This window comes from Streptomyces sp. NPDC000134 (assembly GCF_042899225.1).
In the GTDB taxonomy this organism is placed as follows: domain Bacteria; phylum Actinomycetota; class Actinomycetes; order Streptomycetales; family Streptomycetaceae; genus Streptomyces.
This window is the reverse complement of record NZ_JBIAZN010000014.1, coordinates 173,254-196,306: the sequence shown is the minus strand read 5'-3', so window position 1 is coordinate 196,306 and position 23,053 is coordinate 173,254. Positions and strand designations below refer to the sequence as shown.

The 23,053-nt window shown below is 75.7% G+C and carries 19 protein-coding genes and 2 pseudogenes; 12 read left to right on the top strand and 9 right to left on the bottom strand.

Annotated elements, in window-relative coordinates:
* Positions 1–67: 67 nt before the first annotated feature.
* Together ACFY32_RS22230 and ACFY32_RS22225 are read left to right on the top strand one after the other, a co-directional pair.
* The gene (locus ACFY32_RS22230) at positions 68–1,096 is read left to right on the top strand and encodes an NAD-dependent epimerase/dehydratase family protein (RefSeq protein ID WP_359195089.1); all 1,029 of its coding nucleotides are present in this window, start codon (positions 68–70) and stop codon (positions 1,094–1,096) included.
* Positions 1,093–2,061 (top strand): glycosyltransferase family 9 protein, encoded by a 969-nt coding sequence (locus ACFY32_RS22225; protein WP_390675052.1) that lies wholly within the window; start codon positions 1,093–1,095, stop codon positions 2,059–2,061. The genes ACFY32_RS22230 and ACFY32_RS22225 overlap by 4 nt, the downstream gene beginning before the upstream one ends.
* 83 nt (positions 2,062–2,144) lie before the next feature.
* On the opposite strand, the pseudogene ACFY32_RS22220 reads toward ACFY32_RS22225, so the two are convergent.
* Positions 2,145–2,692: pseudogene (locus ACFY32_RS22220) on the bottom strand (hemerythrin domain-containing protein); the annotation flags it as partial.
* A 363-nt stretch (positions 2,693–3,055) separates the two neighbouring features.
* Here ACFY32_RS22220 and ACFY32_RS22215 point away from each other — a divergent pair.
* Complete coding sequence (locus ACFY32_RS22215) at positions 3,056–4,450, top strand: hypothetical protein (protein ID WP_390675051.1); 1,395 nt, start codon at positions 3,056–3,058, stop codon at positions 4,448–4,450.
* A gap of 54 nt (positions 4,451–4,504) precedes the next feature.
* Here the strand turns inward: ACFY32_RS22215 and ACFY32_RS22210 are convergent, their stop codons facing one another.
* Complete coding sequence (locus ACFY32_RS22210; RefSeq protein WP_359195098.1) at positions 4,505–5,038, bottom strand: DoxX family protein; 534 nt, start codon at positions 5,036–5,038, stop codon at positions 4,505–4,507.
* 216 nt (positions 5,039–5,254) lie between these two features.
* On the opposite strand from ACFY32_RS22210, the gene ACFY32_RS22205 reads away from it, so the two are divergent.
* Positions 5,255–8,311 carry a glycosyl hydrolase gene (locus tag ACFY32_RS22205; protein ID WP_390675050.1) on the top strand — a complete coding sequence of 1,019 codons (3,057 nt, stop codon included), beginning with the start codon at positions 5,255–5,257 and terminating at the stop codon, positions 8,309–8,311.
* A gap of 204 nt (positions 8,312–8,515) precedes the next feature.
* On the top strand, positions 8,516–9,148 hold the full coding sequence (locus ACFY32_RS22200) for a GNAT family N-acetyltransferase (RefSeq protein ID WP_359195103.1): 633 nt from the start codon (positions 8,516–8,518) through the stop codon (positions 9,146–9,148).
* A gap of 20 nt (positions 9,149–9,168) precedes the next feature.
* Here the strand turns inward: ACFY32_RS22200 and ACFY32_RS22195 are convergent, their stop codons facing one another.
* Genes ACFY32_RS22195 through ACFY32_RS22185 form a run of 3 tightly spaced genes read right to left on the bottom strand, consistent with a single transcriptional unit; the run spans position 9,169 to position 10,855 of the window.
* Positions 9,169–9,897, bottom strand: coding sequence for a metallophosphoesterase (locus ACFY32_RS22195; protein ID WP_359195106.1), 729 nt, complete (start codon positions 9,895–9,897; stop codon positions 9,169–9,171).
* Entirely contained in the window at positions 9,897–10,172 is a 276-nt protein-coding gene (locus ACFY32_RS22190; RefSeq protein WP_359195108.1) for a BON domain-containing protein, read from the bottom strand. The genes ACFY32_RS22195 and ACFY32_RS22190 overlap by 1 nt, the downstream gene beginning before the upstream one ends.
* Positions 10,169–10,855 (bottom strand): nucleotidyltransferase family protein, encoded by a 687-nt coding sequence (locus ACFY32_RS22185; RefSeq protein ID WP_359195111.1) that lies wholly within the window; start codon positions 10,853–10,855, stop codon positions 10,169–10,171. The genes ACFY32_RS22190 and ACFY32_RS22185 overlap by 4 nt, the downstream gene beginning before the upstream one ends.
* A gap of 112 nt (positions 10,856–10,967) precedes the next feature.
* On the opposite strand from ACFY32_RS22185, the gene ACFY32_RS22180 reads away from it, so the two are divergent.
* Positions 10,968–11,267, top strand: a complete 300-nt coding sequence (locus tag ACFY32_RS22180) for a hypothetical protein (RefSeq protein WP_359195114.1) — start codon at positions 10,968–10,970, stop codon at positions 11,265–11,267.
* Between the two features lie 30 nt (positions 11,268–11,297).
* Here the strand turns inward: ACFY32_RS22180 and ACFY32_RS22175 are convergent, their stop codons facing one another.
* A complete protein-coding gene (locus tag ACFY32_RS22175; protein ID WP_390675049.1) occupies positions 11,298–12,479 on the bottom strand; it encodes a PP2C family protein-serine/threonine phosphatase in 1,182 nt (393 codons plus the stop codon).
* Positions 12,480–12,650: 171 nt separating this feature from the next.
* Between ACFY32_RS22175 and ACFY32_RS22170 the strand changes: the two genes are divergently transcribed.
* The 5 genes and pseudogenes from ACFY32_RS22170 (at position 12,651) to ACFY32_RS22150 (ending at position 18,333) form a co-directional block, all read left to right on the top strand.
* Entirely contained in the window at positions 12,651–13,052 is a 402-nt protein-coding gene (locus ACFY32_RS22170; protein WP_359195119.1) for an SRPBCC family protein, read from the top strand.
* A 61-nt stretch (positions 13,053–13,113) separates the two neighbouring features.
* Positions 13,114–14,384 (top strand): annotated as a pseudogene (locus ACFY32_RS22165) (cytochrome P450).
* Between the two features lie 803 nt (positions 14,385–15,187).
* The gene (locus ACFY32_RS22160; protein WP_390675048.1) at positions 15,188–16,228 is read left to right on the top strand and encodes a polyprenyl synthetase family protein; all 1,041 of its coding nucleotides are present in this window, start codon (positions 15,188–15,190) and stop codon (positions 16,226–16,228) included.
* Positions 16,229–16,501: 273 nt separating this feature from the next.
* Positions 16,502–17,755, top strand: coding sequence for a cation:proton antiporter (locus ACFY32_RS22155; protein WP_359195128.1), 1,254 nt, complete (start codon positions 16,502–16,504; stop codon positions 17,753–17,755).
* 128 nt (positions 17,756–17,883) lie between these two features.
* Positions 17,884–18,333 carry a hypothetical protein gene (locus ACFY32_RS22150; protein ID WP_359195130.1) on the top strand — a complete coding sequence of 150 codons (450 nt, stop codon included), beginning with the start codon at positions 17,884–17,886 and terminating at the stop codon, positions 18,331–18,333.
* Positions 18,334–18,379: 46 nt separating this feature from the next.
* Here the strand turns inward: ACFY32_RS22150 and ACFY32_RS22145 are convergent, their stop codons facing one another.
* Together ACFY32_RS22145 and ACFY32_RS22140 are read right to left on the bottom strand one after the other, a co-directional pair.
* The gene (locus ACFY32_RS22145; RefSeq protein ID WP_390675047.1) at positions 18,380–19,528 is read right to left on the bottom strand and encodes a S1 family peptidase; all 1,149 of its coding nucleotides are present in this window, start codon (positions 19,526–19,528) and stop codon (positions 18,380–18,382) included.
* Positions 19,529–19,737: 209 nt separating this feature from the next.
* Positions 19,738–20,946 (bottom strand): MFS transporter, encoded by a 1,209-nt coding sequence (locus ACFY32_RS22140; RefSeq protein ID WP_390675046.1) that lies wholly within the window; start codon positions 20,944–20,946, stop codon positions 19,738–19,740.
* Between the two features lie 100 nt (positions 20,947–21,046).
* Between ACFY32_RS22140 and ACFY32_RS22135 the strand changes: the two genes are divergently transcribed.
* Positions 21,047–22,048 (top strand): LysR family transcriptional regulator, encoded by a 1,002-nt coding sequence (locus tag ACFY32_RS22135; RefSeq protein WP_359195138.1) that lies wholly within the window; start codon positions 21,047–21,049, stop codon positions 22,046–22,048.
* Between the two features lie 42 nt (positions 22,049–22,090).
* On the opposite strand, the gene ACFY32_RS22130 is transcribed toward ACFY32_RS22135, so the two are convergent.
* Positions 22,091–23,032: a hypothetical protein gene (locus ACFY32_RS22130; RefSeq protein ID WP_359195141.1), complete on the bottom strand. Its 942-nt coding sequence runs from the start codon at positions 23,030–23,032 to the stop codon at positions 22,091–22,093.
* Positions 23,033–23,053: the final 21 nt, after the last annotated feature.

Genomic DNA, 23,053 nt, shown 5'->3' with positions numbered 1-23,053 from the left:
GAAGCGACCCGGTGGGGCACCCGGGACGCCGGTCCTCACCGCTGCTCGGGGGAGGAAGGTCGTCCTCATGATGCCGATGGCGGCGTACACCACCCGGCCGGCGGGCCGGGCACCCTGGAACCGGGCCCTGGTCACCGGCGGCGCGGGCTTCCTCGGCTCGCACCTGTGCACACGCCTGCTCGATTCAGGGGTCGAAGTCGACTGCCTGGACAACCTCTCCACCGGCCGGGCCGAGAAGGTCGCCCACCTCGCCGGCCGCCCCGGCTTCCGCTTCCTGGAACGCGACATCACCGAACCCGGCGCGGTGGACTCCCGCGACGGCCCGTACGGCCTGGTGCTGCACCTGGCCGGGCCCGGCCCCTGCCCGGCGGCCCGGCCGGACCGACCGCTGGACCTGCTGGACACCGCGAGCGTCGGCACCCGCGCCGCGCTGGCCGCCGCCGACCGGGACGGCGCCCGCTTCCTGCTCGCCTCCACGCCCCTGCCGGGCGGCCCCGCCCCGGCGGAGGGCACCGGCGGCGACCTCGACCCCTTCGGCCCGCACGGCGCGTACGCCGAGGCCGTCCGCTTCGCCGAGGCCCTGGTCGCCGCCCACGCGGGCGGCCCCGGCGCCGAGGCCGGCACCGTCCGGCTGTTCACCACCGTCGGCCCCCGGATGCGCACGGACGACGGCGGAGTGCCGGGCACCTTCATCGAGCGGGCCCTGGCGGGCGGACCGGTCACCGTCCCCGGCGACGGCGCCCGGCGGCACTCCCTGTGCTACGTCGACGACATGGTCGAAGGCGTGCTCCTGGTCGCCGCGGGCCGGTCGGTACGGCCCGTGGACCTCGGCGGCGACGAGGCGCCGACCGCCCTGGAGATCGCCCGCCGGGTGCTGGAGCTGACCCACTGCGACGCGTCGCCGGCCGTCACCGACCGGACCGCGGACGCCCCCTGCCCGCCCCGGCCGGTCACCGGGTTCGCGCACGAGATCTTCGGCTGGACGCCCGCCGTGACCTGGCAGGACGGGCTCGCCCGCACCGTGGCCTCGCTCACGGACCGCACCGGGACCGTCCCGGCCGCGGTGGGCCGCGACGGGGAGGAGTACTGGACATGAAGGCGCTCGTCGCCCACCCGGGCGGATTCGGCGAGGTCCTGCTGGCCGGCCCGGCCGTCCGGGCGGTGGCCACCCGCGCGGGCCGGGTCACCATGCTCTGCGGCGCCCGGGGCGCGCCCGCCGCCGGACTGCTGCCGCACGTCGACGACGTCGTGGTCTGGGACACCCCCGACGACGGCACCGCGCCCCCGGTGGCCGGCCTGATCCGGCGGCTGCGCAAGGAGGCGTACGACGTCGCCCTCGTCCTCGGCCGGCCCGCCCCGCCGCCCGCGGCCCGCCTGCTGCGCACGGCCCGCATCCGGCACATCGGCCCGGAGCCGGACCCGGTCGGCGGGACCGGCCCGACCGGCGGCCCCGGACGGACCGGCGCCACTGGGCGGCCCGGCGGCACCGGCACCGGCAGCGGCGACGGCACGCACGGCGGTACGGACGCGGCCCTGGACGCCGCCGTCGCCATGGGGTTCGGGCTGCGCGCCGGGGACGACGGACGGCTCCGGGTCCGGCCCGCCCCCGACACGGCCGCGCTGACCGGCAACGGCCCGTACGTCGTCGTCCACCCCGGCGCCGGCGGCCCCGGCCGCGCCTGGGACGCCGAGCGGGGTGCGGCGGCGGTCGCCCGGCTCTGCGACGCCGGACACCGCGTCGTCGTCACCGGCGGACCCGACGAGAGGGAACTGACCCGGCGGGTCAGCGGCGACATCGCCGTCGACCTCGGCGGCCGGACCACGGCCAAGGCGCTCGCCGGAGTGCTGCGCTGCGCCGACGCCGTCGTCACCGCCTCGGCCGGGCCCGCCCACCTGGCCGACGCGGTCGGCACACCGGTCGTCTCCCTCGCCGCCCCGGCGCCACGGACGTACCGCGTGCCCACGGCCGTGCCCGCCGACGGCACCGCCGGCCCGCCGGACCGGCTCGGGCCCGACGAGGTGACCGAGGCCGTCGCGACACTGCTGGGCACGCACCGCTGACCCCATGACGAGGGGCCCGCCGCTGCCACCCGGTGGGCCCCTCGTCCCGTCGGCGGACCGTCACGGTGCCCGGCCGCTCGATCCGCCTTGCCGCGCCCCGCCGGCGCGTCCCGCACCCGGTCGACCGGTCCGGCACCGGGCGCCACGGTCTTGTTCATCGGCGGCTTGTCCGGGGCCGCCGGGCGCGGCCGGGTCGGGGCCGTCTTCTCGGCCTGCCGGACCTTGTCGCCCAGCTCGTCCGGCGAACACGCCTCCCGGAGCCGGGGGAAGAGGTCGCTCTCCTGGTCGGCGATGTGCGACCGGATCTCGCCCGTCAACCGGGCCGCCAGCCGGTCGGACTCGGGGCCGTCCGGCTCGCGGCCCTCCAAATCCTTCATGACCTGCTCGGCCTCGGCGTGCTCCGCCGGCTCCTGGTCCGCGAGGGCGTCCCCGCCCGCCACGTGCCGGGCACGGCCGGGCAGAGGTACGCCTCCTCGGCCACCGAGTGCCGGACCAGTTCCCTCGTGACCTGATCGGCGTACAGCTTGCGGTCCTCGTGACCGGACGGCAGTGCCTCGATCTTCCCGAAGAGTTCCCCGGCCTCGCGGTGATCGGTCGTCAGCTCGTCGGTGACGTTTCCGCCGTGTCCCATGTCCTCACCTCCAGGCAGCCCGTGACGCGGGGACAGCGCGTCACGGGCGCCGGGTCCCCCCGGCCCCTGGTGGCTGACGCGGGCGCGAGCCCTCCGAACGGGTGCTTCCGCCGGGCTTACGTCTACTCATCAGACATCACCGCATCAGTTTTGCGTGTTGACACAACATAAGTAAGGGTTATTGTCGACGCAACCGCACCCGCAACCCCTTCCGGAGCCATCCGTGGAACGCGTCGTCCCTTTCACCGGCCCGCGCCGGACGGAGGCCGCCGAACCCGGCGCGGCCGAACCGACGCCCGGTCAACCGTCCGGCCCGGCACCCGACTCGGGCGGCACCGCCCGCCGTCCCGGGAGGTCCGGCGCGTGAAGTCGCTCGCCGACCGGCCGGTCCGCACCGCGCCCGCCACGGACCGGGCCCTGCGGCAGGGCGCCGCCCGGGTCCTCCTCGACAACTGGACCGGCGCCTCCACCGTGCCCTCCCGCACCCTCTACCCCCACCAGTGGAGCTGGGACTCCGCGTTCGTCGCCATCGGCCTGCGCCACCTGTCGGTGCGGCGCGCCCAGCGCGAACTGGAGTCACTGCTCGCCGCCCAGTGGGCCGACGGCCGTATCCCGCACATCGTCTTCAACCCCGCCGTCCCCGAGGACGCCTACTTCCCGAGCCCCGGCTTCTGGCGGTCCTCCCGCGCCGGCCGCGCGGCGGGCGCGCCCCCGGCCCCGGAGACCTCCGGCATCGTCCAACCGCCCGTGCACGCCCTGGCCGCCTGGCTCGTCCACCGGGCGGACCCGGGCGAGTCCCGCCGCCGGGGCTTCCTCGCCCGGCTCTACCCCCGGCTGGCCGCCTGGCACGACTACCTCCTCGCCCGCCGCGACCTCGGCGGCGGGGGCCTCGCGGCCGTCGTCCACCCCTGGGAACCCGGCACGGACAACAGCCCCTGCTGGGACCGCGCCCTCGCCCGCGTCCAGCCCGCCCCGCCGGACGCCTTCCGCCGCGCCGACCTGGCCCACGGCCACCCCGCCGACCGGCCCACCGACCTCGACTACGGCCGTTACGTCCGCCTCGCCGCCGACTACCGCGAGGCCGGCTACGACGACCGGCGGGCGGCCCACGCGTTCGCCCTGGAGGACCCCTGCTTCAACGCCCTCCTGATCGCCGGCGAACACGCCCTCGCCGCCACCGCCCGCGCCCTCGGCCACGACGACGCCCCGCACACCGCCCGCGCCGCCGCCCTCACCCGGCACCTGGTCGACCGCCTCTGGGACGCCGACGCCGGTCTCTTCCGCGCCCGCGACCTGCGCACCGACACCCTCGTCGGCGAACGCGCCGTCACCGGCCTGGTCCCGCTGATCGTCCCGCACCTGCCGGCCGAGGTCGTCGCCGCACTGCGCGCCACCCTCACCGGCCCCGGCTTCCGCGCCCCGGCCACCCGGCTGGTCCCCAGCTACGACCTCACCGGCCCCGCCTTCGACCCGCAGCGGTACTGGCGCGGCCCCGCCTGGTTCAACACCGCCTGGCTGATCCAGCGGGGACTGCGCGCCCACCGCCTCGACGCGGACGCCGAACGCCTGCGGCGCGGTGTCCTCACCGAGGCCGGGCGCACCGCGTTCGCCGAGTACGTCGACCCCGTCACCGGGGCCGCGCGAGGCGCCCGCCACTTCTCCTGGACGGCCGCCCTCGCCCTGGACCTGCTGTGCGACACCGGCGCCGGCGGCACCACCCCGGACGGCCCGGACACCCCGGACACGCCCGTGCCGTGACCACAGGGCCACGGCACGGGCGTGTCCAGGTCGGCGGGCGGGTCACCGCCCGGCTCAGTGGCCGAGCTTCGCCCGTACGCCCCCCGCCGCGGCCACCGGCCGTGCCGTCGCCCGGACCGAGCGCCGCACCAGACGGGCGTCGCGCCGCAGGTCGTGCGCGGCGTGCCGGCCGCGCCACAGCACCGAGGGGGCGCTGCCGGTGTCGTCGGCCGCGATCAGCAGGCCGCCGAGCATGGAGAGGTTCTTCAGGAACTGGATGCGCTGCTGGGCGCGCTCGCCCGGGTCCTCCGCCTCCCAGAAGCGGTGCGCGGCGAGCGTGGTGGGCACCACGGTCGCCGCGAGGGCCAGCGCGGACAGCCGCGGGAACCGCCCGATGCCCAGCAGCACACCGCCCACCACCTGCACCGCTCCGTTGATCTTCACCAACTGCTCGGTGCCGTCGGGCAGCGCGGAGACCCGTTCGGTCAATGGACGGACGACCGGTTCGGCCGCCGGGGCCACGTCCTGGGGGCGGCGGAAGGAGTGCAGACCGCCGGCGACGAACATCGAGGCGAGCATCGGACGGCCGGCCACGCGCAGAAGACTCATGGTGTTTCTCCAGACAACCGGGGGGTGGACCTTTCGGTGATCGCCGGGTTCCCCGCCGGGCCGACGCCATTCGACAGGCCGGGCGGCGACGGGAGAAAGCCGCCGCAAGGATCTTGACCCCGGTCCGACCGGCCGCTTAGCGTTCCCGCACTGATACGCGATTGAAACGTTTCAGGCACTTCTTCTCTCTCTTCCGGTCGTCCGAGGGGCCCAGTCATGCGAGAACACAACGAGCGCCGCGACGGCATGTCACGGCGCCAGGTCCTGGCCGCCGGCCTCGGCGCGGGTGCCGCGGCGGCGGTCACGAGCGCCGCGCCCGCCGCCGCCCTGCCCGCGCCGCCGGTCCCCACGGCGCCCGGCACCGCTTCCGCCGCACCGTCCGCCGCCGCGTCCGGCGTCGCGCCCGGTGCCGCCTGGTTCGCCGAACCGCCGCGGTCGGTGCGCCCCAAGTTCCGCTGGTGGTGGCCGGACGGCCTGGTGGACCCCGACGAGATCGCCCGGGAGATCGACCAGATCGCCGACGCCGGCTTCGGCGGCGTGGAGATCGCCGCCGTCCACCACAGCGTCAAGGACAAGCCGGTCCTGGAGACGGCCACCCACGGCTGGGGCAGCGGACCCTGGCGGAACGGGGTCGAGGCCGCGCTGCGCCGGGCCGCGCGCCGCGGACTCACCGTCGACCTCACCCTCGGCCCGAGCTGGCCCACCGCCGTCCCCGGTGTCACCCCCGACGACGAGGCGGCGGTACGGGAACTCGTCCACGGGCGGGTCGCCGTGGCCGCCGGTGCCACCTACACGGGCCCGGTTCCGGCGCCCGCGCACCCGGCCGCCGGCGGCGTCACGCGCCGGCGTCTGCTCGCCGTCCAGGCGGCCCGCGTGGAAGCCGCCCACTCCACCCGCAAGGAGACCGGCCTCGACCCCGCCTCCGTCCGCGACCTGACCGCCACGGTGACCGACGGGACCCTGACCTGGACCGCGCCCGGGGACGGCGAGTGGGTGCTGATCTCCTACTGGGAGCGCGGCTCGGGCCAGCAGCCGGAGTCCGGCCCCCACACCTCGCCCGCCGCGCACGTCGTGGACCACTTCAGCCCCGAGGGCACGGCGGCGGTCACCGACTACTGGGAGCGCCACCTGCTGACGCCCACCCTGCGCGCCCTGCTGAAGGCGGCCGGGGGCGCCTTCTTCGAGGACTCCGTCGAACTGGAGACCGACGGCCTGGTCTGGACGCCGAAGCTGCCGGAGGCGTTCGAACGGCACACCGGCCGCCCCCTGCTGCCGTACCTGCCCGCGCTGGTGCTGGACGACAGCAACCAGGTGTTCGCCTTCGAGGCGCAGCAGACCCGGCAGATCCGGCACGACTTCTGGGAGACCGTCTCCGGCCTGTTCAACCGGCACCACGTCACCGCCCTGCGCGACTGGGCGCACTCCCTCGGCATGGAACTGCGCGCCCAGCCCTACGGCCTGCAGACCGACGCCGTCGCCACCGCCGCGATCCTCGACATCGCCGAGGGCGAGTCCCTCGGCTTCAAGAACCTCGACGACTACCGCTGCCTGGCCGGCGGCCGGGACATGGCCGGACACACCGTCCTGTCCTGCGAGGCCGGCGCCTACAACGGGTCGGCGTACAGCACCACGTGGGACCGGTTCCTGCGCACCATGGGCGGCGCCTACGCGGCCGGCGTCAACCAGACCGTCGTCCACGGCTTCTCCTACGCCACCGTCCCCGGCGCCGCCTGGCCCGGCTTCGCCGCCTTCAGCCCGTATAACGGGGCGCCCGGCTACGGCGAGTCCTGGGGCCCCCGCCAGCCCACCTGGGAGCACATGACGGACATCGCCGGCTACCTGGGCCGGGTGCACCGCGTGCTGCGGGCCGGTGTCGCCCGCGCGGACGTCGCCGTGTTCCGGCAGACCGGCTACACCGCCACCGGCATCGGCGCGTCCTGGTTCACCGCCACCGGCGTCCCGCTCGGCTGGACCCACCAGTTCCTCAGCGGCCCCCTGCTCGACCTGCCCTCCGCCACCGTCCGCGGCGGCCGGCTCGCCCCCGACGGACCCGCCTACAAGGCCCTCTTCGTCGAGGGCGACTTCTTCTACTCCGGCACGCCCACCCTCGCCCTCGCCGACGCCCGCAAGCTGCTCGCCCTGGCCCGCGAGGGCCTGCCGGTGGTGCTGCTCGGCGCCTTCGACGCGGCCCTGACCCCGGGCGTGCCCGGCGCCGGCGAGCCGGAGGAACTGCGCGCCGTCCTCGCCCGGCTGCTCGCCCTGCCGAACGTCACCCGGGTCACCGACAAGACCGCCGTCGGCGACGCCCTCACCGGCCTCGGCGTCACCCCCGACGTCCGGCACGCCACCGCCTCCACCCTGCTGAACGCCCACCGGGTCACCGACCAGGCGGACTTCTACTACCTCTGCAACGGCAAGCACGCCGAGACGGTCAAGCCGCCGGTCGCCGCCGTCGACCACGACGTCACCCTGCGCCGCACCCGGGGCGGGACCACCGTCCCGTATCTGCTCGACCCGTGGACCGGCGAGGCCGTGCGGCTCGCCCGGTACACCGAGGACGGCGACGACATCACCCTGCGCGTCCGGCTCCGGCCGGGGCAGGTCACGATCGTCGCGCTGGGCCGCCCCGGCCTGTTCGGCGACCGCCACGGCAACCGGCCGCACGTCGTGTCCACCGACGCCGACGAGGTGCTGTTCGACGGCGGCCGCCTCGCGCTGCGCACCACCGTCGCGGGCACCTTCACCACCGGGCTGTCCCGGGGCCGCCCGGTCAGCACGGCGGTCCGGTCCGTGCCCGCGCCGATCGCCCTGGACTCCTGGCACCTGGACGTGGACGACCGGCTTCCGGGCGCCACCGCGACCCGCACCGACCACGTGCGCCGCACGGTCGCCCTCGACGCCCTCCAGCCCTGGTCGAAGATCCCCGCCCTGGCCGACTCGGCGGGCCTCGGCCGCTACCGCACCACGGTCGCCCTGCCCGCCGGCTGGACCGCCGCGCACGGGGCGTACCTGGACCTGGGGCAGGTCAGCGACACCTTCCGGGTCACCGTCAACGGCACCCGACTGGCACCGGTCGACCGGCTCCGCCCGGTCGCCGACGTCGGCCCGTACCTGCGGCGCGGCCGGAACGTCATCGAGGTGGAGGTGGCCACGCCGCTCATCAACCGCCTGCGGGTGGCCCGACCGGAGGTGTTCGGCACGGTCGCCCGCCAGGACCACGGCCTGCTCGGCCCGGTCCGCCTGGTGCCGTACGCGCAGGTGACGCTGGACTGACCCGGGTACGACGGCCGGGCCCCGGCATCGTGACCACGGTGCCGGGCAGCGCGTCCGGTCCGCCGTCCCGGGACCCGGCCGGGGGCCGGTGGCGAACCCGGGCCGGGGGACCGGTGGCGACCGCGAGGCGGATGCCCGTCGACCGGCTCCGCCCCGCGGCGGAAAGGCATTGTGGGAACGTTCCCAGAGGGGCACGATACTGGCGTGACCACGTCTGCGACCGCCACCGTACGCCCCTACCGTCCCGAGGACGCCGGGGCCCTGGACGACATCTGCGTCCGCACCGCCCACAACGGTCTGGACGCCCGGCCCGTGTACCGGGACCCGGGCATCCTGCCCGTGATCTTCGCCGCCCCGTACGTCCATCTGGAGCCGGAGCTGGCCTTCGTACTGGACGACGGCACCGGCCGCGCGGTCGGCTACATCCTGGGCACCGCGGACACCCCGCGCTTCGCCGCCGCGTTCCGCGACCGCTGGCTGCCCCGGTTCGCCGACCGCTACCCGGCGCCCGAGGGCCCGCCGGCCGGGCCCGACGAGATGATGGCCGGGCTGCTGCACGACCCGGAGCGGATGATCGTGCCGGAACTGGCCGACCACCCGGCCCACCTCCACATCGACCTGCTGCCCGAGTGGCAGGGCAAGGGGCACGGCCGGGCCCTGATGCACCGGTTCCTGCGCGCCCTGCACGAGCGCGGGGTGCCCCGCGTCCACCTGGTGATGTCCACGGCGAACACCTCCGCCCGCGCCTTCTACGACCGGCTCGGCTTCCGGGTGATACCGGTTCCGGGGCACCCCGCCGACGTCACCACCCTCGGACGCGCCACCGCCGTCGAGTAGTCACCTCACCGCGCGGGCGTTCAGCCGGCGCCGCCCAGGTGGTAGACGTTGAACGCCCGCCGGATCACCGGCTGGGCCACGTTGCGGACCCGGACACCGCCGGCCGTCATGCCGTGCTCGGTGCCCAGGTGGGCGTGGCCGTGGACGGCGAGGTCCGCGCCGGCCGTGTCGATGGCCTCGGCCAGCAGATAGCTGCCGAGGAACGGGTGGATCTCCGGCGGCTCGCCCGCGAGCGTGTCGGCGACGGGGGAGAAGTGCGTCAGCGCGATCCGCGCCGCGCAGTCCCGCCCGTCCAGGTCCGCCAAGGCGGCGCGCAGCGAGTCCGCGCTGCGCCGCGTGGTGCGCACGAACTCCTTCATCACCGGCTCCCCGAACTCCCCGGCGCTGCGCCCGACGAACCCGCCGCCGAAGCCCTTGGTCCCGGCGACGCCCACCCGGGTCCCGGCGCACTCGACGACCGTCGCCGCGCCCTCCAGGACGGTCACCCCGGCCTCCTGGAGGATCGCGGTGACTTTCTCCGGCCGCTCGTCGTGGTGGTCGTGGTTGCCGAGCACGGCGACCACCGGCACCGGCAGGTCGCGTACCTCCCGGGCCACCACCTCTGCCTCGGCCGGAGTGCCGTGCCGGGTCAGGTCACCGGCGAGCAGCAGCAGGTCGGCACAGTCGGGCAGGGTCTCGAAGGCGGGCCTGAGCAGGCCCTGGCTGTCCGCCCCCATGTGGATGTCACCGACGGCGGCGACGCGGATCATCACAGCTCCTCCGCATGGTCGGGGCCGGCGGTCGCGGCGACCACGATGTCCGTGTGCACGGTCAGTCCGGCCAGTTCCTCCCGGACGATGCGCAGCAGCGTCTCGCGGCACTGCGCCGACGGCACGGTGCCGGTGACCGCGATCGCCCCGGCCCGGATCTCCGCCCGGACGCCGAGTTCGCCCAGTTCCTCGGCGGCGAGCCGGTCGTGCAGGTGGGCGACGCGGTACTCGACGTTCGCGCCGGTGCCGTCCCGGGGGGCGACGGGGTCGCTCATGACCGGTCCTCCTTCGGCGGGACGATCTCCAGTCGTTCCAGGATGTAGAAGAAGGCGGCGGGCATCGGCTCGTCCCCGCGGGCGCGGCGCAGCACGTCCCAGTCGATCTTCTCCCGCAGGGTGCGGGCGATCGGCAGGACCGCGCCGAAGTCGCAGTGGTGCTCGGAGAACGCCGCCAGCAGGCCGCCCAGCAGATCGGTCGGCGACAGCACCGGCATCAGCACCGAGTCGACCGACAACTCCTCGGCCCGGCCCAGGAGTTCGGTACTGACCGGCTCGTGCGCCAGCTCGAAGATCAGGTCGACCTGCTGGCCGAGGCAGGTGGCCTTGAGCAGCCAGTCCTCCGGCGGTGTGTAGACGGTCAGCCCGGCCTCCGTCAGCGCCCCGGCCACCGCGTCGGCGTCCTGCGGCCGGATGCAGAAGTCGACGTCGTGCTGGAGGTTCTGGGTGCCGCCGTGCGCGTACACCGCGACACTGCCCGCGAGCGCGAAGGGCAGCCCGGTCTTCTTCAGCAGTGCGCCGACCTGCTTGGCCGCCTGGAGGATCGCCTGGTTGCGGTCGGCGGGGAGGTCCTCCTCGCGGATCTCCGTGTGCTGCACGAGTACGGCGTCCCCCGCCGTCGGACGTAGCTCGGACACGGCGGCGCGCGGGTCGAGAGCGTGCTCGTCGGCGGGCTGCGTCATTCCTGTCCCCTTCCGGTCGTCGGTGGCCTGCGGGTACCCGGCACCGCACCGACGACACGGCCGGGCGGCCGGGGGCGGGACGGACCGCCGCGCCGGGGGAACCCGTAGGGCCATGAGCACCGACGAGAACGAGTACGGCCGGGACGAGCCCGTCGAGCGGGTCGTCACGGCGTGGCTGGCGGAGACCGAGCGGCACGACCGCGCCGCGGCCCAGGAGGCCCGCGCGGGCTGGGCGGACGGCTCGCTGTCCGACCGGGCCGCCGAGGACCTGGCCACCTGGGTCACCGCCCGGGTCACCGACACCGGCTTCAACGAGGACGAGGGACCCCGGGCGGACGGCCCGGTGCGGATCACCCCCGCCGACAAGGAAACCGTCCACCGGTGGCTGCGCGACCACGGCCACCGGGTGTGAGACCCGGCCGGCCCCCCGGCCCCCCCGGGGTCACCGCTGCGGGGGCCGCCACTCGAACATCAGCAGCGTCGCGTCGTCCCGCAGCCGGCCGGTCTGCGTGTCCAGGATCGAGTGGATCAGCCGGCGCAGCGACTCCGGCGCCAGCTCGCCGCCGGCCGTGGCCCGGATGACGTAGTCCGCGAACCGCTCCAGCCCCATCAGCTCCGCCTCCCGGGTGCGCGCCTCGGTGACCCCGTCGGTGTACATCAGCACCCGGTCACCCGGCTCCAGGGGGAATTCGTGGGTCTGCCGGGGCTGCGGGGTGAGCGTCGCCGGCAGACCCATGGGCGGGTCGGGCTCGCGCTCCAGGGCGCCGATGAGCAACTGGTGGTCGCGGATCAGCAGCGGCGCCGGATGCCCGCAGTTGCTCCACCGCAGGAGGCCGGTGGCCAGGTCGAGCTGGGCGATGAGCGCGGTGCAGAACTTGTCCGGCAGCCAGGTGGCCAGCGCGTGGTCGGCGGACTCCACCAGCTCCGGCAGGTCGACGCCGGCCCGCCGCGCGTTGCGGCAGGCGGCCAGCGACACCGCGCTGGTCAGCCCGGAGGCCAGGTCGTGGCCCATGGCGTCCAGCACGGTGGTGTGCAGCGTGGTCTCGGTGAGCGAGTGGTCGAAGGCGTCACCGCCTATCTCGTACGCCGGCTCCAGCACGGCCGTCGAGACGACCTGGGCGTTGCCGATCGTGCGCGGCGGCAGGAAGGCCCGCAGCATCTCGGCGGGCAACTGCATCTTCTCGGTGCGGGTACGCCGGACGAAGGAGTCCTCGTACGCCCGCTTGGACGAGATCGCCATCGCCAGCAGCGAGGCGAGCGCCTGGCCGCGGGTCAGCGAGCCCGCGGTCAGCGCCGTCTGGTTCACGGCCAGCACCCCGAGCCGCTCGGCCCCGTCCAGCAGCGGGAACCAGGCGGTCACCCCCTCGGTCTGGGCCCGCTCCACGCGCAGCGACTGGGTGCGGTACGCCCACCCCGCCAGCGAGCCGTCGATGGGCAGCGGGGCGGCCACGTCGGTCTGCGGGACGAGATGGCGCTGCTGCAGATCGGTGAGGTAGACCACGGCGTGCGGCAGGGACATCGCCTTGGCGCAGCGCGCCACGATGGTGGACAGGTCCATCGTCAGATGCTCCGGATCGCCGAGGAACTCCTGGAGCGGCGCGTCGCCCGGCTCTGGCGCGGTCACCTCGTCTCCCCTCGTCGGGAACCCGTCGCGGTGGTGGGGCACGTTCGCGCAGCAGTCTGGCACCACCCGTCGCCGCCCGCTCGCGGAGCCGGACCGCGCCAGGACGCTTCGGCCGCGCCGGACCGGGCACGCGGTGCGGGGTACGACACCGAGCCGAGGAGGGGTGCCGCCATGACCGAGTACGAGCGTTCCCGCACCATGCCCGTCCCGCCCGAGCGGGTCTTCGCCGAGGCCGCCGACGCCGGCCGGATGGACAGTTGGCTGCCCCGGGCCCTGCACGTCCACGTCGAGGACCCGCCCGCCGTCACCGTGCACGAGGACCGCACCGGTGCGGACACCGCCGCGCTGCTGCGCGCCCGGCCCGAGCAGATGCGGGTCGAATGGGGCACCCGCGACGAGGGCGCGTACTCCGGGTGGCTCCAGGTCGCCGGCATCGGCAGCGGGGAGAGCGAGGTGACCGTGCACCTGTCGTTCTTCGACGACGACCACGACCCGGGCCCCCGGGAGGTCACCGACGCCCTCGACACCAGCCTGCTGCGCCTGGAGGAACAGACCCGGCACGGCACCGCCTGAACGCCCCTGGCGCCCCGCCCGCCCCAGGTGTCCCGGGGGTGGCCCGGGGCACCCGTGGCCCATGAACGCACAGCGCCGCCCCCTGATCGACCGCTCCCTCCCCCTGCTGGCCGAGGGGTACGCGTGGCTGCCCAACCGCATGCGCGACAGCGCCGGTCCGGTGCTGGCGACCCGGCTGCTGGGCCGGCCCGCGCTGGCCGTGCGGGGCCCGGACGCGGTGCGGTTCTTCTACGACGAGACCCGCGTCCGGCGGCACGGCGCCCTGCCCGAACCGGTACGCGGCACCCTGTTCGGCCACGGCGCGGTGCACACCCTCGACGGGGACGCCCACCGCGCCCGCAAGGAGTACTTCCTGCCGCTCCTGGACCCGCACAGCGTCGCCGGGGTCACCGAACACGTCACCGCGGCCTGGGACGAGGCGGTCCGCTCCTGGGGCGAGCGCTCCCGTGTCGTGCTGTTCGAGGAGGCCGGCGTGGCGCTCGCCCGGGGCGTCAGCCGCTGGGCCGGGCTGCCCGACGCCGGCGCGGAGGAGACCCGGCGGACGGCCGGTGACCTGCTCGCGATGGTCGACGGGTTCGCCGCCGCGGGCCCCCGCCACTGGCGGGCCCGGCGCGCCCGCGGCCGGCAGGAGGACCGCCTCGCCCGCCTGGTCGAGGAGGTACGCGCCGGTACGGCCACCGCGCCCGACGGTTCGATGCTCGACCGGGTGGTCCGCCACCGCGACCTGACCGGCGAGCCGCTGGACGCGAAGACGGCCGCGGTGGAACTGCTGAACGTCATCCGCCCCACCACCGCCGTGACCTGGTTCGTCGTCTTCTCCGCGCACGCCCTGCACCGGTGGCCGGACCACCGCGGACGGCTGCGGTCGGGCGACGCCGCCTTCGCCACCGCCTGGGCCCACGAGGTGCGCCGCTTCTACCCGTTCGCGCCCTTCCTCGGCGGCCGGGCGGTCCGCGATCTGACCTGGCACGGCGAGACCCTCCCGGCCGGCGGCATCGTCCTGCTCGACGTCTACGGCCAGAACCACGACGAGGCGCTGTGGGGGACCCGTACGCCTTCCGGCCGGAACGGTTCCTGGACCGGGCGGCCGGTGCTGACGACCTGATACCGCAGGGCGGCGGCGACCCCCGGACCGGCCACCGCTGCCCCGGCGAACGGGTCACCGTCGGCCTGCTGGAGGCCCTCGCGGTCAGGCTGGCCCGACTGGAGTACACACTGCCCGGCCAGGACCTGTCGATCCCGCTGCGGCGCATCCCCACCCGCCCCCGCAGCGGTGTGGTCCTCACCGGGGTCCGCGCCCCCGCCGGCACCCTGGACACCCTCAGCGCCTGAGCCGGGGGGCTTCCCCCGGTCGGCCGGGGGACGCACGGGTACGCGTGCGGTATTCCGACGAGGGGTCAGGCGGCCACAGGAGCGGGGCCGGTTGGCTGATCGTTTTCTCTCCGCCGGGTGGCTCCGCCCGGTGTCGCGTCCGCCCCGACCGCGGAGCCTGTTCACCCGAATGGACCCCGCACGTTACAGGTGCGGGCCGATCCGGTGTCTCCTTGAGTGTGACAGCGGCGTCCACCCTGGGAGGCCGAGATGTACGAGATGTGTGTGGGCCCGGAAAAACCGGGCGGAGCCTTGGTGTGGCATGTGATGGCCAAGCAGGCCGCGGCCACGTTGTGCGGTCAGCAACTCCGCCAACGCCTCGCGGCCACCGATGGTGAACGGGCACGGCACTGCCCGGACTGCATGGCCTCCTTCGAGAAACTCATGGCGAGCACGCCGTGCTGACGGTTCGTCGGCGACGGTGGCCGCCTCGCGGGTACGTGCCCGGTGACCCGCGAGGCGGCGACGTCCTCCTCGTACCTGTGCCGGCCCCGCCGCAGCCCGCGGCGGGGCCGGCGTACGTGTACGGCCGACGGAGCACGCCGGCCGGTGTGCCGGCGGTCCGGACGCACGGTCACGGCGCTGCGCTGCTGTGGTGATCTTTGGCCGGGCGCGGTGCCGCGGGCACCGGGCACCGCACGGCCGGTCGCTTGACTGGCCGGGCGGCCGGCGCGGCGGGGTCCCGACGCCGTCCGCCGCCGGACCGCCCCGGCCCCCGGCGTCCGCGTCCCCCTCTGCCGTCCCGTCCCCGTGAGGAGTCGTACGTGTCGCAGATCACCGACCCGGCGCCCGTTGGTGCCTTCCCGCGTCTGGACTGGGTCGACGACGCGCTGATCCCCGCGCTGCGGGCGGCCGTCGAGGCACTCCCGGCGGCCGAGCGCCTGGTGGCCCGCTACCACCGGGGCTGGTGCGAGGCCGACGGCACCCCCCGCCCCGTGGCGACCGGCGGCGGCAAGGCGGTACGTCCCGCGCTGACCCTGCTCTCCGCCGCCGCGGTCGGCGCGAGCCCCTCGGCGGCGGTGCCCGGCGCCGTCGCGGTGGAACTGGTGCACGACTTCACGCTGCTGCACGACGACGTCATCGACGGCGACGAACTGCGCCGCCACCGCCCCGCCGCCTGGTCGCTGTTCGGCACCCCCGCGGCCGTCCTGACCGGCGACGCGCTGCTCGTCGCGGCACTGCGCGCCCTGACCGACGCCTCCGCGGGGAGGGCGACGGCCGTCCAGGAACTCGTCGGCGCGCTGCTGGAACTGGTCGAGGGCCAGAGCCGCGACGTCGCCTTCGAGCAGACGTACGACGTGTCGGTGGCCGACTACCTCGCCATGGCGACCGGCAAGACCGGCGCCCTGATCGGCTGCGCCTGCGCCCTCGGCGGCGTCCTGGGCGGCGCGGAACCCGACCGGGTGGCCGGGCTGCGCGAGTTCGGCCGCCGCCTGGGCGTGGCCTTCCAGTGCGCCGACGACGTCCTCGGCATCTGGGGCCGCAGCGCGCGCAGCGGCAAACCGGTGGGCGCCGACCTGGCCGCCCGCAAGAAGTCCCTCCCCGTGGTCGCCGCCCTCGCCGCACCCGGCGCCGCCGCCGGACGGCTGCGGGACCTGTACCGCGCCCCCGGCCCGCTCGGCGAGGACGGCATCGCCCTCGCCCGCCGCCTGGTGGAGGAGGCCGGCGGACGGCAGGCCGCCGAGGAGGAGGCGCACCGGCAGTGGGCGGCGGCCCTGCGCGCCCTCGCGCGGGCCCGGCCCACCGCGGACGCCTACCGGCAACTGCACGACATCGCCTGGGCGATGACCCACCGCGAGTCCTGACCGCCCGCCCCCCGAGCCGGCTGCGGCCCGCCTCCGGGTCCGCCCCGCCCGACGTGGGTGTCGACCGGCCGCGGAAATGGGTGCCGGCCCCGATGGTCTTCCCCCGCCCCGCCCGGTGAGGGTTGAGGAACGCCGCGCTCCGCGCTCCCGAGGCGGCGGCCCCCCACGTGCCCGGCATCTCCCGGCCGCACGACGACAGACCGAGGAGGACCCGCATCCATCCCCGTCACACGAAGTGTTCCCGTCCCGCCGCGCGGTCGAAGGCGGTGATCCGTGGGACACGCTGACACCCTGCTCGCCATGGGCGGCGCCTTCCTGGCCGCCGCGGTCCTGGCCCGGCTCGGCGGCCGGATCGGACTGCCGACGATCCCGCTGTTCATGCTCGCCGGCATCCTGCTCGGCCCGCACACACCGGGCGTCGTCCTGGTGGAGGACGCGCACGACTTCGAGATGCTCTCGGCGCTCGGGCTGGTGCTGCTGCTGTTCTACCTGGGCCTGGAGTTCCACCTCGACGACCTCAAGAGCGGCGGCCGCAAACTGCTGTCCGCGGGCGGTGTCTACCTGCTGCTCAACGTCGGCGCCGGACTCGGCTTCGGCTTCGCCCTGGGGTGGGGGACGCGGGAGGCCCTGGTCCTCGCCGGAGTGCTGGGCATCTCGTCCTCCGCGATCGTCACCAAGATCCTCATCGACACGGGGCGGATCGGCCGCCCCGAGACCCGGCTGATCCTCGGCGTCATCGTCGTCGAGGACATCTTCCTCGCCCTCTACCTCGCCGCCCTCCAGCCGGTGATCAGCGGAGCCCAGGGCGCGGGGGAGACGGCGCTCCAGGCGGGCAAGGCGTTCGGGTTCCTCCTGCTGCTGGCCGCGGCGGCCCGCTACGGCACCCGGCTCGTCGGCCGCCTGATCGCCACCCGGGACAACGAACTGCTGGTCATCAGCTTCCTCGGCGCCGCGGTCTTCGTGGCCGGGATCTCCGAGCTGCTGGGTGTCGCCGACGCCATCGGCGCGTTCATGGTCGGCCTCATCATCGCCGGGACACCCTCCGGGCCACGCGTGCGGGACCTGGTGCACCCGCTGCGCGACGCCTTCGCCGCGATCTTCTTCTTCGCCTTCGGACTCGCCATCGACCCGGGCGACCTGGCCTCGGTGGCCGGACCGGTCGCCGCGGCGGCGGTGCTGACCCTCGTGATGAACGTCCTGGCCGGACTGTGCGTCGCGAGGCTGTACCGCTACGGGCCCGAACCGGCCGCCGAGATCGCCACCACCCTCGTCGCCCGCGGGGAGTTCGCGCTGATCCTCGCCGCGATGGCCGCGAGCGCCGGGCTCGACGCCCGGCTCGCGCCCTTCATCGCCGGATACGTCCTCGTCCTCGCCGTCCTCGGCCCCATCGTCGCCGGCCGGGCCCAGGTGCTCGCCACCGGCCTCCGCGCGGCCCGCGTACCGCTCCCGTCCGGGGACGCCCCGCCCGACGCCATCGCGGCGGAGCCCGCTCCGGCGCCGCGACGGCCCGTGGAGGCGGACCGGTAGCCGGTCCCGCCGGGCCCGATGGCGTGTTCGGTCCCCCTGGGCGCCGTCCGGAGCGGACCTCGGTAGGACAATCCTTCCGGAGGGCCGGCGGTGCCCGATGCCGCCCGGGACCGGAAGGAGCCGACAACATGATCGAGTGGGTGCCCCTGGGCAGTGGTCCGAGGCCGGTCCCCCGGCCCGTGTCGGCTCCGCTGGTGTGGGCGGCGGCCTTCGCGGGGGCGCTGGTCCTGGTGGCGGTGCTGAACACCGTCGTCGGGCCCGGCCGCCCGGGACTGGCCCTGTCGGTGCTGTCCCTGCTGGCCGCCCTGCTGGGGCTCTGCGCCCGGTTCACGGCGGCTCCGGGCACGGCCGTGCTGTGCTGGCTGTCCCTGAACGGCTTCGCCATACCGCCCGCGGGCACCCTCACCTGGACCGGCACCCGGGACACCGTCTGGCTGGCCTGTCTGTTCGCGGCGGCGGTGGCCGGCACGGCACTGGCCCGTCTGGTGCACGCCCGCGCCGCCTACCGCCGGCTGACGACGGCCCGGGGACCCGAGGTCCGTGACCCGTACCCCGGCGCGGGCGGGCGCGGGGAGTGAGACCGGGGCCCGCCGCCGCGCGGACGGGCCCCGGACCCGCGCGGGATCAGGCCGTGTGCAGGGTCAGCCCGTACCGGTTGAGGATCTCGTTGACCGGCTGGAACCAGGTCTCGCCGCCGCCGGAGCAGTTCCCCCAGCCGCCGGACGTGACGCCCTGCGCCTGGTCGCCGCTGATGAAGGAACCGCCCGAGTCACCGGGTTCGGCGCAGACGCTGGTCTTGGTCATCTGGTGGACGGCACCCTGGCTGTAGTTGACCGTCTCGTTCTTGGCCAGCACGGTGCCGCAGTGCCAGTGGGTGGTCGAGCCGGACCGGCAGACCGAAGCGCCGACGGGCGCCTCCGCCGAACCGCGCACGAGCTGGTCGGGGACGGTGCCCCAGCCGAGCACGACCGGCACGGTCCACCAGCCGCTGCCCACGCTGACCCAGGCGTAGTCGTTGTCCGGGAACGAAGAGCCCTGGAACGTCCCGATGTACGACCGGTCCCAGCCGCTCACCCCGGCCCCGGGACCGCCGCAGTGACCGGCCGTCACGAACCCGCCGTACACCGAGAAGCCGATGGAGCAGCGCACGTTGCCCGTGTAGTAGGGGTCGCCGCCGACCGTGCCCGCGGCGTACGTCCGAGGGGCGCCCGCCACCGTGCGCACGGCGACCGGACCGGCCGCGCGGGCCCGGTCGAGGAAGCGCCGGACATCGTTGTCGGCGCGTTCGGCGGCGACGACCTCGACGACCAGGGAGTTGGCGGCCGGATCGACGTGCCAGCCGCTGACGCCCGGGGGCGCGTCCAGTCGGTCGAGGCGGGCCCGGGTGGTCTCCAGGGCGCGGGCGCTGTGCTCGACGGTGCGCACCGCCGCGCCGGTGGACCGCACGGCCCGTACCGTCGCGCCGGGGGCGTCGGAGGTGACGGCCACGGTCAGCTCGCCCGTCGCGGCGTCGAACCAGGAGCCGCCGTAGGCGTTTCCGGCGGCCCGGCGCGCCGCCGGTTCCAGCTCGGTGGCGCGGCGCTCGGCGGTCAGGCGGTCCTCGGCCTGAGCCCGGGTCAGGCCCAGGTCGCGCTGCATGGCCTGGAGCAGGCCGGGGGAGGCCGACGGGGTGGGGGAGTCGTCCGCGGCGGCGGGCAGGGAACCGGCCGCGGTCCAACTGCCGGCGATCAGGAGGATGGCCAGTGCGGCGTGCCGGATTCTGCTGCGTCTCATGGGAGGGGGCTGCCTCTCGTCGTTCCAGCAAGGTGGGGGTGGTGGAACAACCACGGTGTGAGAGCGCTCTCAGGGCAGAGCTTAGCGAGATGAGGTTGATAGGTCCATGCCAATGTGGCGACTTCTACCGGAACCGGAACCCCGAACCCCGAACTCCGAATCCGAACCCCGAAGTGGAACCGGGACCGGAGCCAGACCCCCCGCGCGGATCAGTCCCGGCCACCGCCCGGTGCGCGCCCCAGCGCCGCCACCGCCAGGGCGACTGCCGCGAGCGCCCCGCCCACGTACAGCACCGCCCGCACGCCGGCCCCGTCCGCGACCAGGCCCCCGGTGAACGCCCCCGCCGCGATCGCGCCGTTGAACACGCCGGCGAACAGCGCCGAGACCGCCTCGCGGGCCTCCCCGGCCGCCCGCAGCAGCCACGTCTGGGCGGCCACCGAGACCCCGCCGTACGCCAGGCCCCACACGGCGAGCAGCACCGCCGCCGTACTCACCGAACCCCCGACCAGCGGCATCAGCCAGACCGTCGCGGCGAGCACCAGGCAGATCACCACCAGCGCCCCGCGCGGCGAGCGCGCAGCCCCCGCCCCGGCGGCGAAGTTGCCCAGCACCCCGGCCACCCCGTACACCAGCAGCAGCGTGCCGATCTCCGACGCCTCCGCCGCGAAGATCCGCTCCAGCGCGGGCCGTACGTAGGTGTAGGCGGCGAAGTGGCCGATGACCAGGAGCGTCACCACGCCGAGCCCGGTCGCCACCGGCGGCCGGGCGCCGAGCCGCAACACGCCGCCGAGCCGGACCTCCTGATCGGCCGGCAGCCTCGGCAGCAGCACCGCCAGCGCGGCCGGCACCACCAGCGAGACAGCGGCGGCGGCGGCGAACGCGATGCGCCAGCCCGCCAGTTCACCGAGGTAGGTGCCGGCCGGGACGCCGAGCACCGAGGCCACCGAGATACCGCCGAACACCAGCGAGGTGGCCGGGCCCACCGACCTCCCGGGGACGAGCCGGACCGCGAGACCGGCCGCGACGGCCCACACCCCGCCCATGCCGACGCCGACCAGGACCCGGGCCGCCACCATCACCGCGAAGTGCGGGGACCAAGCGGACAGCAGGTTCCCGGCGGCCAGCACCGCCATCAGCGCGCACAGCACCGCCCGGCGGTCCAGTCGGCCCAGCGCCGGGGTGAGCAGCGGCGCGGACACCGCGCCCACCACCCCCGTGACCGTCAGCGTCAGCCCGGCCGTGCCCTCCGTCACCCCCAGCGCCCCGCCGATCGGCGTGAGCAGACCGACGGGCAGCATCTCGGAGGTGACCACCATGAACGTCGCGGCCGCCACGGCGACCACGGCGGGCCATCCTCCGCCCCGGCCGCGCGGCGGACGGTCGTGGGCCGCACCGGTGAGTTGCTGACTCTGTGTCATGACGCCAGCCAACCGCCGGCGGACCCGCGGAACAACGGCCGATCGCTCATGGTTCCATGAGCTGGGCTAATCGACCGGCACCGCGCACCGAGGGACGGCCATGAGCACGCTGGAGATCCGTGAACTGGAGGCGTTCCTCGTGCTCGCCGAGGAACTGCACTTCGGCCGCACGGGCGAACGCCTGTATGTGTCGCAGAGCCGGGTCAGCCAGATGCTGAAGTCCCTGGAGGCCCGTATCGGCGCCCCGCTGGTGGAGCGCACGAGCCGCCGCGTGCGCCTGACACCGCTCGGGCAGACCTTCCTGTCCTCGCTGCGCCCGGCGTACGCGGCACTGCGGTCGGCGGTCGAGGAGGCGCGGGCCGCCGCCCGGGGCACGGGCGGGGTGCTGCGGATCGGCTTCCAGGGCACGATCGACGACCAACTCGCCCGCGCCATCGCCCGCTTCGGGGAACGCTGCCCCGCCTGCGCGGTCGAGGTCACCGAGATCGCCCTGTCCGACCCGTTCGGGCCGGTGCGCCGCGAGGAGGTGGACTGCGCGGTCGTACTGCTGCCGGTGGCGGAGGACGACCTGGTGCTCGGGCCGGTGTTCTCCCGGCAGCCGCAGGTGCTCGCACTTCCCGCCCGGCACCCGTACGCGGCCCGCGAGTCGATCCCGGCGGAAGACCTGGCCGACTGCCTCCTGATCGGCCTTCAGGACGGCGCCCCCGACTACTGGCGGCGCGCACAGGCGCCCCGGCGGACCCCGAACGGCCGGCCCATCCCGGCCGGTCCTCTCGTCAACACCCTCCAGGAGGGCCTCTCGCTCACCGCGGCGGGCCGGGGAGCGATGCTGCTGTGCCGGTCGAGCGCCGCGTACCACGGGGGCGGCCGCAGCTCGATCGCCTTCGTCCCCGTCGAGGGCCTGCCCGGCTCCCTGCTGGGCCTGGTCCTGCCCCGCGCCACCGGCTCCCCGGGGGCCCGCGCCTTCGCCCAGGCCCTCGGCGACACCCTCGCCGAGCCGCCGTACGGCCGCCGCGCCCGGACCGGCGTACCGGACATCGACCCGGCAGCGGTCACCGCACCGGGCGGCGCGGGCCCCGGCCGCCCCGCCCCCGACGCGTGACCCGGCCCCGTGGACAGCCCCGTCCCACCCCCGTCCCGCCCGTCAGCCGGGGTCGGCCGCCCCGTCGCGGTGCAGGTCGCGTTCGGCGAGGATCAGGGCGCGTTCGCGGACGCAGTCGGTGTGGACGACGACCTGGCCGGGGTCGAGGCGGTCGATGGCCGCCTGCACGGCCGTCAGCGCCTCGTCGAACCGGCGCAGCCGCCGCAGCGCCGACGCCCTGCGGTACAGGGCCTCGGCGCCGAGGCCGTCGGCGAAGGCCGGGGCGCGGAGCAGCTCCAGCATCCGTTCCGGCTGTCCGGGGAGGTCCTCGCCGAGCCAGAGGCCGTGCAGCAGCGCGTGGACGACCTTGTCGTCGTGGCCCGCGCGGTCCAGGACGGCCGCCAGCAGCCCGAGCCCCTCGGGGCGGGAGCGTCCGAGCAGGGCGAAGGCGCGCACGGCCTCGCTGTACGGGTCCAGGGGCTCGCTCACCTCGGTGAGGAACTCCTCGATCGCCGCGCAGCGGAAGTCGTAGCGCAGGGTGGTCAGGAAGCAGTGCCACAGGGCGCGTCCGTACGGGGTCGCCGGATCGGTTTCCGCCACGTGCACGCCGGTCAGGAAGAGCAGGGCGCTGCGGCCCTCGGCCCGCGCGTGCCACGCCAGGTCGGCGGTGATCCGGGCCGACTCCGCCCAGTCGGCGTCCCCGCGGGCCAGCCACCCGGCCGCCTCCCGCGTCCAGTCGCGGCCCGAGCCGATCTCCTCGGCCACCCGGGTCCGTACCATCAGCCAGCCCCGGTCGCGCACGGCCCGGTCCGCCGAGCGCAGCGCGTGGGTCACGGCGTCGGCGGCCCGGGGCAGCCGCCACAGGCCGCCGCAGGTGTGCTCGGCGACGGGCGTGGCGCGCGGCGGCAGGGCGGCTACCGCCTCGACCGCCTGCCGCAGGGCGGGGTCCTGCTCCATGGACATCGGCACGCTCCGGGCGGGGACGGCGACGGGTGGGGAGGTCATCCATCCCGCACGCGGGGCCGT

What these genes read in the sequence shown, in the direction of transcription:
- ACFY32_RS22230 (WP_359195089.1), top strand. Translation starts at nt 68, where the DNA reads ATGATGCCGATGGCGGCGTACACCACCCGGCCGGCGGGCCGGGCACCC.
- ACFY32_RS22225 (WP_390675052.1), top strand. Translation starts at nt 1,093, where the DNA reads ATGAAGGCGCTCGTCGCCCACCCGGGCGGATTCGGCGAGGTCCTGCTG.
- ACFY32_RS22210 (WP_359195098.1), bottom strand. Translation starts at nt 5,038, where the DNA reads ATGAGTCTTCTGCGCGTGGCCGGCCGTCCGATGCTCGCCTCGATGTTC.
- ACFY32_RS22205 (WP_390675050.1), top strand. Translation starts at nt 5,255, where the DNA reads ATGCGAGAACACAACGAGCGCCGCGACGGCATGTCACGGCGCCAGGTC.
- ACFY32_RS22195 (WP_359195106.1), bottom strand. Translation starts at nt 9,897, where the DNA reads ATGATCCGCGTCGCCGCCGTCGGTGACATCCACATGGGGGCGGACAGC.
- ACFY32_RS22190 (WP_359195108.1), bottom strand. Translation starts at nt 10,172, where the DNA reads ATGAGCGACCCCGTCGCCCCCCGGGACGGCACCGGCGCGAACGTCGAG.
- ACFY32_RS22185 (WP_359195111.1), bottom strand. Translation starts at nt 10,855, where the DNA reads ATGACGCAGCCCGCCGACGAGCACGCTCTCGACCCGCGCGCCGCCGTG.
- ACFY32_RS22180 (WP_359195114.1), top strand. Translation starts at nt 10,968, where the DNA reads ATGAGCACCGACGAGAACGAGTACGGCCGGGACGAGCCCGTCGAGCGG.
- ACFY32_RS22170 (WP_359195119.1), top strand. Translation starts at nt 12,651, where the DNA reads ATGACCGAGTACGAGCGTTCCCGCACCATGCCCGTCCCGCCCGAGCGG.
- ACFY32_RS22150 (WP_359195130.1), top strand. Translation starts at nt 17,884, where the DNA reads ATGATCGAGTGGGTGCCCCTGGGCAGTGGTCCGAGGCCGGTCCCCCGG.
- ACFY32_RS22145 (WP_390675047.1), bottom strand. Translation starts at nt 19,528, where the DNA reads ATGAGACGCAGCAGAATCCGGCACGCCGCACTGGCCATCCTCCTGATC.
- ACFY32_RS22140 (WP_390675046.1), bottom strand. Translation starts at nt 20,946, where the DNA reads ATGACACAGAGTCAGCAACTCACCGGTGCGGCCCACGACCGTCCGCCG.
- ACFY32_RS22135 (WP_359195138.1), top strand. Translation starts at nt 21,047, where the DNA reads ATGAGCACGCTGGAGATCCGTGAACTGGAGGCGTTCCTCGTGCTCGCC.
- ACFY32_RS22130 (WP_359195141.1), bottom strand. Translation starts at nt 23,032, where the DNA reads ATGACCTCCCCACCCGTCGCCGTCCCCGCCCGGAGCGTGCCGATGTCC.